This is a genomic window from Pantoea sp. GCM10028869 (genome assembly GCF_042666835.1).
In the GTDB taxonomy this organism is placed as follows: domain Bacteria; phylum Pseudomonadota; class Gammaproteobacteria; order Enterobacterales; family Enterobacteriaceae; genus Pantoea; species Pantoea leporis.
Map to the genome: position 1 here is coordinate 22,066 of NZ_JBHTGO010000010.1, position 13,251 is coordinate 35,316.

At 59.0% G+C, this 13,251-nt stretch carries 11 protein-coding genes; 5 read left to right on the forward strand and 6 right to left on the reverse strand.

Features of this window, described 5'->3' with window-relative positions; all coding sequences use genetic code 11:
• The first annotated feature begins 22 nt into the window (after positions 1-22).
• On the forward strand, positions 23-1,240 hold the full coding sequence (gene sbcD, locus ACFQW4_RS20625; protein ID WP_377727142.1) for an exonuclease subunit SbcD: 1,218 nt from the start codon (positions 23-25) through the stop codon (positions 1,238-1,240).
• Positions 1,237-4,920 (forward strand): AAA family ATPase, encoded by a 3,684-nt coding sequence (locus tag ACFQW4_RS20630; RefSeq protein WP_377727145.1) that lies wholly within the window; start codon positions 1,237-1,239, stop codon positions 4,918-4,920. The genes sbcD and ACFQW4_RS20630 overlap by 4 nt, the downstream gene beginning before the upstream one ends.
• Before the next feature lie 101 nt (positions 4,921-5,021).
• On the opposite strand, the gene ACFQW4_RS20635 is transcribed toward ACFQW4_RS20630, so the two are convergent.
• The 3 genes from ACFQW4_RS20635 to ACFQW4_RS20645 are packed head-to-tail and all read right to left on the reverse strand — an operon-like array spanning position 5,022 to position 6,720.
• The gene (locus ACFQW4_RS20635; protein ID WP_137385252.1) at positions 5,022-5,675 is read right to left on the reverse strand and encodes a DUF799 domain-containing protein; all 654 of its coding nucleotides are present in this window, start codon (positions 5,673-5,675) and stop codon (positions 5,022-5,024) included.
• Positions 5,672-6,031 (reverse strand): DUF4810 domain-containing protein, encoded by a 360-nt coding sequence (locus ACFQW4_RS20640; protein WP_377727148.1) that lies wholly within the window; start codon positions 6,029-6,031, stop codon positions 5,672-5,674. The genes ACFQW4_RS20635 and ACFQW4_RS20640 overlap by 4 nt, the downstream gene beginning before the upstream one ends.
• An 11-nt stretch (positions 6,032-6,042) precedes the next feature.
• Positions 6,043-6,720: a CsgG/HfaB family protein gene (locus ACFQW4_RS20645; protein WP_377727151.1), complete on the reverse strand. Its 678-nt coding sequence runs from the start codon at positions 6,718-6,720 to the stop codon at positions 6,043-6,045.
• Positions 6,721-6,874: 154 nt separating this feature from the next.
• Here ACFQW4_RS20645 and ACFQW4_RS20650 point away from each other — a divergent pair, with 154 nt between their 5' ends.
• The gene (locus ACFQW4_RS20650; RefSeq protein WP_192414000.1) at positions 6,875-7,294 is read left to right on the forward strand and encodes a cell envelope integrity TolA C-terminal domain-containing protein; all 420 of its coding nucleotides are present in this window, start codon (positions 6,875-6,877) and stop codon (positions 7,292-7,294) included.
• On the opposite strand, the gene ACFQW4_RS20655 is transcribed toward ACFQW4_RS20650, so the two are convergent.
• Together ACFQW4_RS20655 and ACFQW4_RS20660 are read right to left on the reverse strand one after the other, a co-directional pair.
• Positions 7,224-8,315: an AraC family transcriptional regulator gene (locus ACFQW4_RS20655; RefSeq protein ID WP_110867764.1), complete on the reverse strand. Its 1,092-nt coding sequence runs from the start codon at positions 8,313-8,315 to the stop codon at positions 7,224-7,226. The genes ACFQW4_RS20650 and ACFQW4_RS20655 overlap by 71 nt on opposite strands.
• Before the next feature lie 151 nt (positions 8,316-8,466).
• Entirely contained in the window at positions 8,467-9,471 is a 1,005-nt protein-coding gene (locus ACFQW4_RS20660) for a phosphotransferase enzyme family protein (RefSeq protein ID WP_192236726.1), read from the reverse strand.
• Positions 9,472-9,730: 259 nt separating this feature from the next.
• Between ACFQW4_RS20660 and eat the strand changes: the two genes are divergently transcribed.
• The gene (gene eat, locus ACFQW4_RS20665) at positions 9,731-11,095 is read left to right on the forward strand and encodes an ethanolamine permease (protein WP_377727286.1); all 1,365 of its coding nucleotides are present in this window, start codon (positions 9,731-9,733) and stop codon (positions 11,093-11,095) included.
• A gap of 169 nt (positions 11,096-11,264) precedes the next feature.
• On the opposite strand, the gene mak is transcribed toward eat, so the two are convergent.
• Positions 11,265-12,176 carry a fructokinase gene (gene mak, locus ACFQW4_RS20670; protein WP_377727156.1) on the reverse strand — a complete coding sequence of 304 codons (912 nt, stop codon included), beginning with the start codon at positions 12,174-12,176 and terminating at the stop codon, positions 11,265-11,267.
• A gap of 145 nt (positions 12,177-12,321) precedes the next feature.
• Here mak and rdgC point away from each other — a divergent pair, with 145 nt between their 5' ends.
• Complete coding sequence (gene rdgC / locus ACFQW4_RS20675; protein WP_008106069.1) at positions 12,322-13,233, forward strand: recombination-associated protein RdgC; 912 nt, start codon at positions 12,322-12,324, stop codon at positions 13,231-13,233.
• Positions 13,234-13,251: the final 18 nt, after the last annotated feature.

The following is a 13,251-nucleotide window of genomic DNA, read 5'->3' on the forward strand; positions in this document are numbered from 1 at the left end:
CTAAACAGAGCACGGAGCAAACATGCGCATCATTCACACCGCTGACTGGCATCTCGGTCAGTTCTTTTACAGCAAAAGTCGCGCGCGGGAACATCAGGCGTTTCTCGACTGGCTGCTGGATCAGATTGTGCAGCATCAGGTGGATGCGCTGATTATCGCCGGCGATCTGTTTGATACCGGTTCGCCGCCGAGCTACGCGCGTGAAATGTTTAACCGGTTTGTGGTGGCGCTGCAGCCAAGCGGCTGCCAATTGGTGGTGCTGGCGGGCAATCACGACTCGGTGGCGACGCTGAATGAATCGCGCGAGCTGCTGGCCTGCCTGAATACGCAGGTGATCACCAGCGCCACGCGGCAGGGCGAACAGCAGGTGTTAACCCTGAAGCAGCGTGATGGCGCGCCGGGTGCGCTGCTGTGCGCCATTCCTTATCTGCGTCCGCGCGACATTCTGCGCAGCCAGGCCGGCCAATCCGGCCGCGAGAAGCAGATCTCGCTGCTGGAGGCGATCGAGCAGCATTATCAGCACTGTTTTGCCGCCGCGCAGGCGCAGCGCGATGCGCAGGACGTTACGCTGCCGATCATCGCCACCGGCCATCTCACCACCGTTGGCGTGACTAAAAGCGATTCAGTGCGCGACATCTATATCGGCACGCTGGATGCCTTCCCGGCGCAGGCGTTTCCGCCCGCCGATTACATCGCGCTCGGTCACATCCATCGCGCCCAGCGCATCGCCAACAGCGAGCACATTCGTTACAGCGGCTCGCCGATTCCGCTCAGTTTTGATGAGCTTGGCCGCGAGAAAAGCGTCTTCCTGCTGGAATTCAGCACCACGCTCGATACCGTTACGCCGCTAACCATCCCGCACTTCCAGCCGATGCAGATGCTGAAAGGCTCGATGGCGGAGATTGAACATCAGCTGGCGCAGTTCAGCGCGAGCGCCAGCGAACAGCCAGTCTGGCTGGATATTGAGATCACCACGCAGGAATATCTCAGCGATCTGCAACGTCGCATTGAAGCGCTCACCGAAAATCTGCCGGTCGAAGTGCTGCTGGTGCGCCGCAGCCGCGAACAGCGGCAGCGCAGCCTCGAACGGCTGGAGAACGAAACCCTGAGCGAACTAAAAGTGGAAGACGTGTTTGCTCGCCGACTGGCGCAGGAAGATCAGCTGGATGCCGGGCAGGCCGAGCAGTTAACGCAGCTGTTCCGCACCCAGCTTGCCGCGCTGGAGAATCCATCCGCATGAAAATTTTGACGCTACGTTTTAAGAACCTCAATGCGCTGCGCGGCGAATGGTTTATCGATTTCCGTCGTGAGCCCTTTGCCAGCAACGGCTTGTTTGCCATTATCGGCGCCACTGGCGCGGGCAAAACCACCTTACTCGATGCGATTTGCCTGGCGCTCTATCATCAGACGCCGCGCCTCGGCACGCTGTCGCAAACCCAGAACGAGCTGATCACCCGCGACACCGCCGAGTGTCTGGCGGAGGTGGAGTTTGAGATCAAAGGCGAAGCCTGGCGCGCCTTCTGGAGCCAGAACCGCGCGCGCGGCCAAGCCGACGGTAAGCTGCAGGCACCGCGCGTCGAGCTGGCGCGCGTCGCTGATAATCAGATCATCGCCGATAAAGTTGGCGACAAGCTAAAAGCGATTGAGACCCTGTCGGGGCTCGATTTCGCCCGCTTTACCCGCTCAATGATGCTGTCGCAAGGCCAGTTTGCCGCCTTCCTGAATGCCAAACCCGGCGAACGCGCCGAGCTGCTGGAAGAGCTGACCGGCACCGAAATCTACGGACAAATCTCGGTGCAGATCTATGAACGCTGGCGCACCGCGCGCAGCGAGCTGGATACGCTGCGCGCCCGCGCCGGTGGCATGTCGCTGCTGGATGAAGCACGCCGGGCAGAATTGACGCAGCAGTTGGCAGAACTTGGTGCGCAGGAGAAAATTCTCAGCGAACAGCTAACGCTGGCGCAGCATCAGCAGCAATGGCTGGTGCAGCAGCAACAGCTAACCCAAGAGCAGCTGCAGGCCGAACAGACGCTGCTTGCCGCGCAACAGGCCTGGCAGCAGGCGGATGGCGATCGTCAGCGGCTGGCGCGCGCCGAACCGGCAGAAAAACTGCGCGAGAAATTGCAGCAGCGCGAACAGTTGCAGGGCGATCTGCGCGCGCTGAAACAGCAATCGCAGCAGCTGCAGGCGCAACGGCAGCAAGCCAAAACCGCGCTGCAACAGGGCGAAAACCATTATCAGGCCGCGCAGCAGGCGCGCGAACAGGCGTTACAGCATCAGCAGCAGCTTGAAACGCTGCTCACCGAGCAGGTTATCCCGCTCGATCAACGCATCACCACCCTCTCGCAGCAGCTGGATGAACAGCAGCGATTGCATCTGCAGCAACAACAGGCGCTGCAATCCAGCCAAACCGCACTCAGCCAGCAACAGCAGGTAAGTGAACGTTTACAACAACAGCTGGCGCAGCAGCAGGAATTTCGTGCCCGCGAAGCCGCTGTCGCCCATTGGGGCGTGGAATTAACGCGCTGGCAGGCGGAGATTGCCCGGCTGGATGAGCGCGAGCAGACGCTGACGCAGCTGATCGCACAGCACCAACAGCAGCGCAGCCAGCTGGAGCAGCATCAACAGGCGCAGGCTCAGCGTGAACAGGCGGCGCAACCGTTGCAGCAAGCCGAAGCCCAGGCCGCGCAGCAGCGTCTGCAAGCGGAGCAAGCACTGACTTCACTTGAGGCGGAGATCGGCAGCGCGCAACTGCGCGACGCCCTGACGCAGCATCAAACCCAACGCCCTGCGCGCCAGCAGCTTAACCTGCTCGCCGCGCAGTGGCGCACGCTGCAACCGCAGCGGTTACAGCGTCAGCAGAAACTGGCGCAGCTCCAGCAGCAGCATCAGGACGCGGAACAGACGTTGCAGGCGCTGCGCGAGGAGTACAAACGGGAACATCAGGCGCTGCTCGATGTGCGCAAAATCTGCGAGCTGGAGCGCACCATCGCCCAGCTGGCCGACGAGCGCGCTAAACTGCAGCCGGATCAGCCCTGCCCGCTGTGCGGCTCGTGCCAGCATCCGGCGATTGCGCAATATCAGCAGCTTGAGCCCGGTGCCAATCAGCAGCGTTTAACCGCGCTGGAAACGCGCGTGGCGCAGCTAAAAGAGTCCGGCACCGCCAAAGGCGAGCAGCAGAAACTGTCGCTGCAACAGCAGCAGGCGTTGCAGCAGGAGATCAGCGATTACGATCAGCAACTGGCGACGGTGAACACCCAATGGCAAGCGCTGAGCGGTGAGCTGGCACTTACCTGCACGCTGGAGCAGCAGGACGATTTTGCGCAGTGGCAACAGCAGCAGGATGCGCAGGAACAGCTGCAGCAACAGCAGCTGCAGACGCGGGAAAACGCCGCGCGTGCGCTGCAGCAGGCGAAGGATGCGCATCTGCAACAGCAGCAGCTGTGGCAGCAGCATCAGAATCAGCAGCAGCTGGCGCAGCAGCAGATCGCCAGCACGCAGCAGACGCTGGATGAAATCAGCCAGCGCGAGGCCAGCGAACGCAGCGCCATGCAGCAACTGGCGCAGCAGCTGGAACAGCAACTGACGCAGCATCAGCTCGTCCTGCCAGATGTCGCTGAGCGGGAAAGCTGGCTGCGCACCTTACAACAACGCTGGACCGCATGGCAGGAAAATGAACGGTTACACGGCGAGTTGCAGCCACAGCTGGTGAAAGCCGAAAGCGAGCGCAGCAGCCTGCAGCAGAATCTGGCGCGTGAACAGCAGCGGCTGGATGAGCTGCAGCAGACGCTTAGCGCTTTGCAGCAGCAGCGCCAGCAGCAGCAGCAACAGCGTCAACAGCTGTTTGGCGATCGTCTGGTGGCAGAAGCCCGGCAGCAGCAGCATGCCGCGCTGCAACAGTGTGAACAGGCGCTGGCGCAGCAGCTTCAGCAGTGGCAACAGGCGCAAAGCATGCTGCACGGCCTGAATGGCCAGTGCGAGCAGATCGCGGCGCAGCAACACACCTTGCGTGAGCGCGCTGCCGCCGCAGAAAGCGCCTTCCTCGCCGCGCTGCAGCAGAGTGATTTTGCGGATGAGCGCGCGCTGCGTGCCGCTCTGCTGGAGGAGCGCGAGGTGCAGCAGCTGCGCCAGCAGTTGCAGACGCTCGATCAGCAGCGCCAGCAGCAGCTCACCCTCAGCGAACAGCTTATGCAGCGCTGGACGGCGCATCAGCAGCAGCGGCCTTTGGAACTTAGCGACGAGATCGCCGCCACGATTCAGCAGCAGCTGGAACAGCTGCGCGTGACGTTACGTGACAATGCCCGTCAACAGGGCGAAGCGCAGCAGCAGTTACACAGCGATGCGCAACAGCGTTTGCAGCAGCAATCGTTGCTGACGCAAATCGCCACCGATGAAGTGGAACTGGCGCAACTGGGGCGTCTGAACGATCTGGTGGGTTCGGCCAAAGGCGATAAATTCCGCCGCTTCGCACAAGGTCTGACGCTCGATCATCTGGTGTGGCTGGCGAACCGTCAGCTCGATCGCCTGCACGGTCGCTATCTGCTGCAGCGCCGCATTAGTGAAGAGCTGGAGCTGGAAGTGGTTGATACCTGGCAAGCTGACGCCACGCGCGATACGCGCACGCTATCGGGCGGCGAGAGTTTTCTCGTCAGCCTGGCGCTGGCGTTAGCGCTGTCAGATTTGGTGAGCCATAAAACGCGCATCGAATCGCTGTTCCTCGACGAAGGCTTCGGCACGCTGGATGCCGAGACGCTGGATACCGCGCTGGATGCGCTCGATGCCCTCAACGCCAGCGGCAAAACCATCGGCGTGATCAGCCATGTCGAAGCGATGAAAGAGCGTATTCCGGTGCAGATCCGTGTCCGCAAGATGAATGGCCTGGGTTACAGCAAGCTGGAGTTGCCGGGCGATCTCGCTTAAAAACGCACAATTCGTAGCGGCGCAATTTATTGCGCTTGTTAAGGCGGTGCCCATCCGAAAAGAGCGCGATAAATCGCGCCGCTACGATTCACTGCGTTCTTTTATCGCGTACTCACCAACTTATAACGGGGGCCGGCCAGCAAACCGCCCTGCTCGTTCTGCGCCAGCAGACGGGCGCTGGTCACACCGGCGATGGTGTGTGCCTTATCCGACACATTGCTGGCGATCTGCTTGATTGCCGCTGACACCAACATGCCAATGATACCGCCATTATTGTTGTTGCCATCTTCCGCGTCGCTGGCGGTGGCAATGCCTTGCCACAGCTCTTTACCGCTGCGCAAATCCACCAGACGCGCCGTCGCCGACACCCTGGTCACGCTCTGGATCACCTGATAACTGCTGCCGTAATCGGTCACTGAAATGTACAGCGCGCTGTCGGCGTGGAAGATGTCATGCAGACGCTGCGGGCTGACAGCCTGAATTTCATGGCCGTTGGTCAATCCGTTCTGCTGGAAGGTTTCATCCACCACCGCCACCGGGAACACGTAATAGCCCGCTTCCGCCAGCGGACGCGTCACCAGCGAGGTGAAGCTGTTCGCCGCGTTCACATCCGGCGCACGGTTATCCGCAGGCAACACCAGAATTGAGGCCGGCTTGCTGGCGCGGAAGGCGCTGTAATCGTACGGTTTTTTATGCGCGCAGCCGGTCAATAGCAGCGTGGCCAGCACGCCTAGAGACACAATCAGCTTTTTCACTGGGCAACTCCTTGTCTTTTCTTCATCAAAAAGTCCATATAGGGCGCCGATTCCGGGAACAGCTGCTTCTCGGTGGCAAACTGGCCGAAGGCTTTATCGGTAGCACCGGTTTTGGCGTACAGCAGGCCGAGCTGCGCGTGCAGGCCCGGCGCAACCGGTTTGTTGACCGATTTGGCTTTTTCAATATCCAGATTCAGTGCTTCGATCTGCTTCTGCGGATCGCTATCTTTTTTGTAATAGCTGTAGATCTGCTGCTGGTAATCGCCCCAGTAATAGATCGGTTCCGGCCCTTTTGGCGCACAGCCTGCCAGCACACCCGCAGCGATCAGCGCCGCACTCAGTTGCAACCCTTTCATGCTCAATATCCTTATTTCGCCGGACGCCATGCGCCACTGTTAATGCCATCCACTAAATGATCTACCGCTTCACGAATCGCCAGATCCATCACTTTGCCGTTGAGAGTGGAGTCATAGCTGGCGGTGCCGCCGAAACCGACGATCTCACGCGCTGACAGCTTGAATTCACCCGCGCCCTGCGCGCTGTACACCACTTCTGAGGTGGTGACATTCACCACATTCAGGTTGACTTTGGCATAGGCGATCTGGTTCTTACCGCGCCCCAAAATGCCCCACAGCTGCTGATCGCCCACTTCTTTGCGACCAAATTCGGTGATATCGCCGGTGATGATGTAAGTCGCACCTTTGATGTTCTGCTCGCTCTTCTTAAAGCCGGCTTCCTGCTGCAACTCTTTCAGGTTGCTGCGATCCAGCACGTTGAAGCGATTGGTCTGCTGCAGGTGCGTGACCAAAATGGTTTTCGACTGATTGCCAAGACGATCCACGCCATCGGAGAAGATGCCGTTCATGTACGAGGAGCGATTATCAAACTGGCCAACCGCAATCGGGCTGCGCACGCCCTGATACGCGGGCTGGCTGGCCGCACGTACCTGTGGCGCTTCAATGGCGCGTGACGATTCGGTCGCGCAGCCGCTGAGCAGCGTGGCGCTTAACAAGGAGAGTGCCGCAAGGGCATATTTTTTCTGCATTTCTAATCCATGAATCAAAAGGAGATAAAGCCGCAAGGCTGCGGCAAATTCTGGTTCTGCCGACAGTCAGAGTAATGCCATAGCATTGGTTGAGTCGGTCTGTAGACTGTCGGCAGTGAGAGAGAGGAACTTTAGTGAAAGTACAGGCATATTAATGAATTTAATTAATCGAATGGCGGGATTATTGGGCGGGTTAATGATTGTTGTGGGCCTCAGCGCTTGTCAGCATTCTGAGCCAAAGCAACAGGATAGCATCGCCAATCTGTGTCAGCCGCAGAGCGCGCCGGGCAGCGCATCCTGCAAGTGGGCTGATGAGATGCAGCATCAGCTCAACCAGCATTTCCGCGATGCGCGCCGTTATGCCGGTCAGCAATGTCTGGTGCGGCTTGAGTGGCAAAACAGCGGGCGCTACGCGGTGACGCAGACGCAAGGCGACGAAACGCTGTGCCTGCGCGCCTGGCAGTTGATTGGTCAAAGCAAAGATTTACCGCCGCCACCGGACGCTAGCCAGCCAGCGTGGTTCGGTTTTGCCCCGGCAACGCCGAGCCATCCTGGCGCCACTGGCGCGGGCTGATGCCAAACCAGCGGCGGAAGGCGCGGGAGAAGGCGCTGACTTCGGAATAGCCGAGCAGCAGCGCCATCTCTGAGATTGGCAGCTGCTTCTGTTGCAGATAGTGCGTCGCCATCTCGCAGCGTACCTTGTCCACCAGCGCCGTGAAACTGATGCCCTCTTCACGCAGCCGCCGTTGCAGCGACCAGCTCGACAGGCCCATTTTTTCGGCAATATCTTCCAGCACTGGTTCGCCCTGCATCAGTGACAGATTGACCTGCGATCGCGCCTGCTCCACCACGCTTTGCAGGCTGGCACAACTGTTCAGGCGGCGGATAGCATCCTGCATCACCATCAGCAACATCGGATCTTGTTCCGGCATGCTGCGCAGCAGATCGCGTTTCGGAATCAGTAATGAGTTGAACGGTTGATCAAACCACACCGGCGCATCAAACACTTTGCAGTGCTCGTGCCACTGCTCCGGGCGCGGATGTTCAAAGTGCACTTCACGCGGTGCCCAGTTTTTGCCGGCAACGTGGCGGATCAAGTTGAGAAACATACCGAGCGTCAGCTCCGCATCCTGGCGTCTGGAGAGGATCGCGCCGTGGCGCACCTGATAATCGAGCCGCCAGCACTCGCCTTTATCCACCAGCCGCGTCAGCGTGTCGTGCTGATGCCACGGAAAGGCATTTACCACGTTGTGCAGCGCCTGCTCCAGCGTGGGCGAACAGAGGCCGATATACCCGATCAAGCCTAATGACTGCGGTTTGAACTGCTTACCGTAATGCAAACCGAAGTTATCAAAACCGGAATGACGCGCAGCCTCTTCCATTACACGGCAGTAGTTCACCAAACCCAGGCTTAGCGTAGGGCTCGCCAGCAGTTCGGAGTTGATGCCGCTGATGCCAAAAATACGATCGACATCGCCGCCTTTGTCAGTGATAAACCCGCTCAGTCCGGTGGCCGCCGCCGCCAAAACGCCGCGGTTGCTGGCGCTGACGGACAAGGCGCTCAAGGCTTCAGTGGGTGTTATGAGTGATTGCATCGGAACCTCTGCGTGTGGCGCGAGTGAAACAGGTTGAGGATTCCAGCAATATTCGTACCAGGCGGATGATTTGCGGATTTTGTCGCAGGGTCGCCATGAATGGCGACCTTTGCTGCGCCGCGACAGCGCAAAGCTGCTCACTGCTGGTGCATCAAACGCCAACCGGCAGCTGATTGGTTTCCAGATAACGTCGGCAGAGGCGCACCGAGTGATCGGCCCAGCGCGGCCCAAGGCTCAGTGCCATTTCCGTTTCCGCGTGCGATCCCATCCACGCGGTCATCTGAATGCGGCGCTGGATCAGCAGCGTCGGCACCAGCGCCATCTCGTCATCACTGATGTGCGCCACTTTTTCGTAACCGAGGATCCAGTTATCCACCCATTCGGCGGCGCGCGGATGGTGCTCAACAAAACTGATCGCCGCCGCCAGATCGTGCAGATACCAGCCGAGTCCGCAGTCATCAAAGTCGATCACCCGCGTTTCACCTTTATGCAGCAGCAGGTTGGTCAGACGCAGATCGGCGTGGATCAAACCATAACGATCCGCCCCTTTGCCAAAGCCCTGTAGCTCCTGCCCGACGCGCGCTACCGCTTCGGCGACGATGCCGTGATCGGCCGGATTGAGGTTCGGCGCATCCTGCCAGCGTCCCCAATGGCTATGATCGCTGACCATGGTGTGATGATCCCAGATGATGCGCTGGAAACCGGCCGGTTTCTGCCAGCTGCGGCTGTGCTGATGCAAGCGCGCGGTGATGTGACCCAGCTGCTGAAACGCTTTGGGATCGACATCGGTGGTGGGCATGTCACCCTCAATCCAGTGGAACAACACGGCGTAGCGCTCGTCGCCGTTTGCCATCAGCAGCGTCAGCACGGTCTCACCCTCACTGGCCGGGATCGCCTGCGGCACCATGATGCCAATGTCACGCAGCGCATCCAGCCACAGCAGCTCGCTCTGAATGTCCGCTTTGCTGTGATAGTTAGGACGATGCAGACGCAGCGCGTAGCGTTTGCCCGCCGCCTGCAACAGGAAGGTGGCATTTTCCGAACGGCACAGCAGCTTGAGTTCGCCGCGCAGTGCCGCGGGATAACGGGCCAGCGCCTGATGCGCCAGCAGGGTGATTTCAGTATCGGTTAAGGTATCGGACTGTTCGGCACTCATTCATCAATCTCCAGCATCAAGCAAGTGGTATCAGCATGGGATGACGTCGTCCTGACTGCTTGACCGCAGATAACCCAAAGTTGACCGCAGCGTGCATCTGGCACTTTTCTTGCCTTAGAGTTGACCGTGGAGGACAAAACTCACTGCGCCCGCGTCAAGTTTTCCCGCGTCCGGCAGCGGCATTATCACTTCACTGTAGCGCAAAGATAAAAAAGCGCGGTGAAGCTGCCGCACCAACAATGACGACGGGGAGAAGATGATGACGAATAAGCTCAAACCCACGCTGGGCACCCTGCATTTGTGGGGCATTGCGGTTGGACTGGTGATTTCCGGGGAATATTTTGGCTGGAGTTACGGCTGGGGCGTGGCGGGCACGCTAGGGTTTCTGATCACCACCGCGATGATCGCCACCATGTATACCTGCTTCATTTTCAGCTTTACCGAACTGACCACCGCGATTCCGCATGCGGGCGGTCCGTTTGCCTATAGCCGCCGCGCGTTCGGTGAAACCGGCGGCTTGATCGCGGGCCTCGCCACGCTAATTGAGTTCGTGTTCGCACCGCCGGCGATCGCCCTGGCGATTGGCGCTTACCTCAACGTGCAATATCCCGATCTCAATCCGAAAACCGCCGCGGTCGGCGCCTATATCGTCTTCATGACGCTGAACATTCTCGGCGTTAAGCTGGCGGCGATGTTCGAATTGGTGGTCACCGTGCTGGCGGTTCTGGAGCTGCTGGTGTTTATGGGCGTGGTGTCGCCGGGCTTCAGCATCGCCAACTTTGCCGCTAACGGCTGGGCGGGCAGCGATCATTTCGGCATGCCGGCGATGTCTGGCATCTTTGCCGCGATTCCGTTCGCCATCTGGTTCTTCCTGGCGATTGAAGGCGCGGCGATGGCGGCCGAAGAGGCCAAAGATCCCAAACGCACTATTCCCAAAGCCTATATCACCGGCATTTTGACGCTGGTGGTGTTGGCGATTGGCGTGATGCTGCTGGCCGGTGGCGCTGGCGACTGGCGCAAGCTGTCGGACATCAACGATCCGCTGCCGCAGGCAATGAAGATGATTGTCGGTGAAAACTCCAACTGGATGCACATGCTGGTGTGGATCGGTCTGTTTGGCCTGATTGCCAGCTTCCACGGCATTATTCTCGGCTATTCGCGCCAGTTCTTCGCCCTCGCCCGCGCCGGTTATCTGCCGCAAAGTCTGGCGAAGCTGTCGCGCTTCCAGACGCCGCACCGCGCGATTATCGCCGGCGGTTTGATTGGCATCGCCGCCATCTACAGCGATGGTTTCATTAATCTGCAAGGCATGACGCTGACCGCTGCGATGATCACCATGGCGGTGTTCGGCGCGATTGTGATGTATCTGATGAGTATGCTGAGCCTGTTCAAACTGCGTCGCACTGCGCCAGAGATGGAACGCAGCTTCCGTGCGCCTGGCTATCCGATTGTGCCGGGCATTGCGCTGGTGCTGTCGCTGGTGTGTCTGGTGGCGATGCTGTGGTTTAACCCGGTGATTGGCGGCCTGTTTGTGGCGATTATGGCGGTGGGATATGTCTACTTCCTGGCGACGAAAGCCCAGCGTGATAACGCGCCGCAGGATTCGATGTTAGTGGGTGAATGAGTGGGTTAGTGCTGGCTGTCCCCCATCCCGGCCTTCCCCCGCAAGCGGGGGAAGGAGACGCTGCCACATGCAGCTTCCTCACTGACATGTGGCAGCATCTTCCTCCCCCATTTATGGGGGAGGACCGAGGAGGGGGAAAGCGAGCACATACAGAGGTGCGTAACAGAAACTACCCTTTCAACGGCCACAACCACGCCGCCCCGCGCACGCCGCTCGAATCGCCATGTACCGCCTTCAGCACTGGCGTTTCACACTCGCGGCCAAACACCCACTGCTTCATCAGCGCCGGCACGGTTTGGTACAGGCGATCGTTGTTACTCATGCCGCCGCCCAACACAATCACATCGGGATCCAGCAGATTCACTACCTGCGCCAGTGATTTCGCCAGACGCATTTCGTAGCGATTCATCGCCAGTTCCGCCACCGGATCCTGCTGCTCAATCAGCTTGATGATCTCCGCGCCTTTCAGCGCTTTACCGCTCAGACGCTGATAATCAATAGCGAAGCCGGTGCCCGATACAAAGGTCTCAATGCAGCCCTGCAACCCGCAATAACAAGGCACTTCCGCGCGATAGCGCAGTTCATCTTCATCCATCCACGGCAGCGGATTGTGGCCCCACTCTCCGGCATTGCCGTTACCGCCAATGCGCGACTCACCGCCAATCGCTACGCCCGCGCCCGATCCGGTGCCGATAATCACCGCAAACACCAGCGGCTGACCCGCGCCTGCCCCATCCACCGCTTCGGAAACCGCAAGACAATTCGCGTCGTTGGCGATGCGCACGTCACGATTCAGCGCCTGCGCTAAATCCTTATCCAGCGGCTGACCGTTCAGCCAGGTGGAATTCGCATTCTTCACCCGCTGCGTGTAAGGCGAAATCGTGCCGGGAATGCCGATGCCAACCGTGCCCTGCTGGCCGGTTTTCTCCTCCGCCAGCAGCACTAAATCGACAATCGCCTGAACCGTGGCAGCGTAGTCGTCACGCGGGGTGTTAACGCGATGACGGAACAGTTCCTGACCCTGATCAGACAGTGCAATCACTTCAATTTTGGTCCCGCCTAAATCAATCCCGATGCGCACGATCTATTCCTCATTATTCGTTCTGGTGACCAATACAGTAGAAGGCTGAATCGGGAAAGGCAATGAAACCAATCCGATGTTTCGCTATCATGCGCGCTGACTTTGAGACTTGTGCGCCCGATCGCACCCACGGTAAGGAATCCCGATGTTGTGGTTTAAAAATATGATGGTTTATCGTCTGAATCGTGACATTCCGCTGTCCGCAGACGATCTGGAAAAACAGCTCGACGCCTTCACCTTTTCGCCGTGCGGCAGCCAGGATATGGCGAAAACCGGCTGGGTTTCACCGATGGGCAACCGCAGCGAAGCGCTGACGCATGAAATCAACGGTCAGATGGTGATTTGCGCGCGCACCGAGCAAAAGATTCTGCCGTCGCCGGTAGTGAAGCAGGCGCTGGAAGCCAAAATCGACAAGCTGGAAGCGGAACAGAGCCGCAAGCTGAAGAAGACCGAGAAAGACTCGCTGAAGGATGAAGTGCTGCACAGCCTGCTGCCACGCGCGTTTAGCCGTTTCAGCCAGACGTATATGTGGATCGACACCGTTAATAACCTGATCATCGTCGATTGCGCCAGCGCCAAGAAAGCCGAAGACACGCTGGCGCTGCTGCGTAAAAGCCTCGGTTCGCTGCCGGTGGTACCGCTGACGCTGGAGAATCCGATCGAGCTGACGCTGACCGAATGGGTGCGCTCAGGTGAGCTGCCAGCCGGTTTTGCCCTGATGGATGAAGCCGAGCTGAAAGCCATGCTGGAAGATGGCGGCGTGATCCGCTGTAAGAAGCAGGATCTGATTTCCGACGAAATCGCTACACACATTGAAGCCGGTAAAGTGGTCACCAAGCTAGCGCTTGACTGGCAGGAACGCATTCAGTTCGTCATCGCCGATGATGCTTCAGTGAAGCGTTTGAAGTTCAGCGACACGCTGCGTGAGCAGAATGATGACATCGACCGCGATGATTTCGCCCAGCGTTTCGATGCCGATTTTATTCTGATGACCAGCGAACTGGCCGCGCTGATCAGCAATCTGGTCGAAGCGTTAGGCGGCGAAGCGAAGCGTTAATCCTCTCGCTCCTGGTCG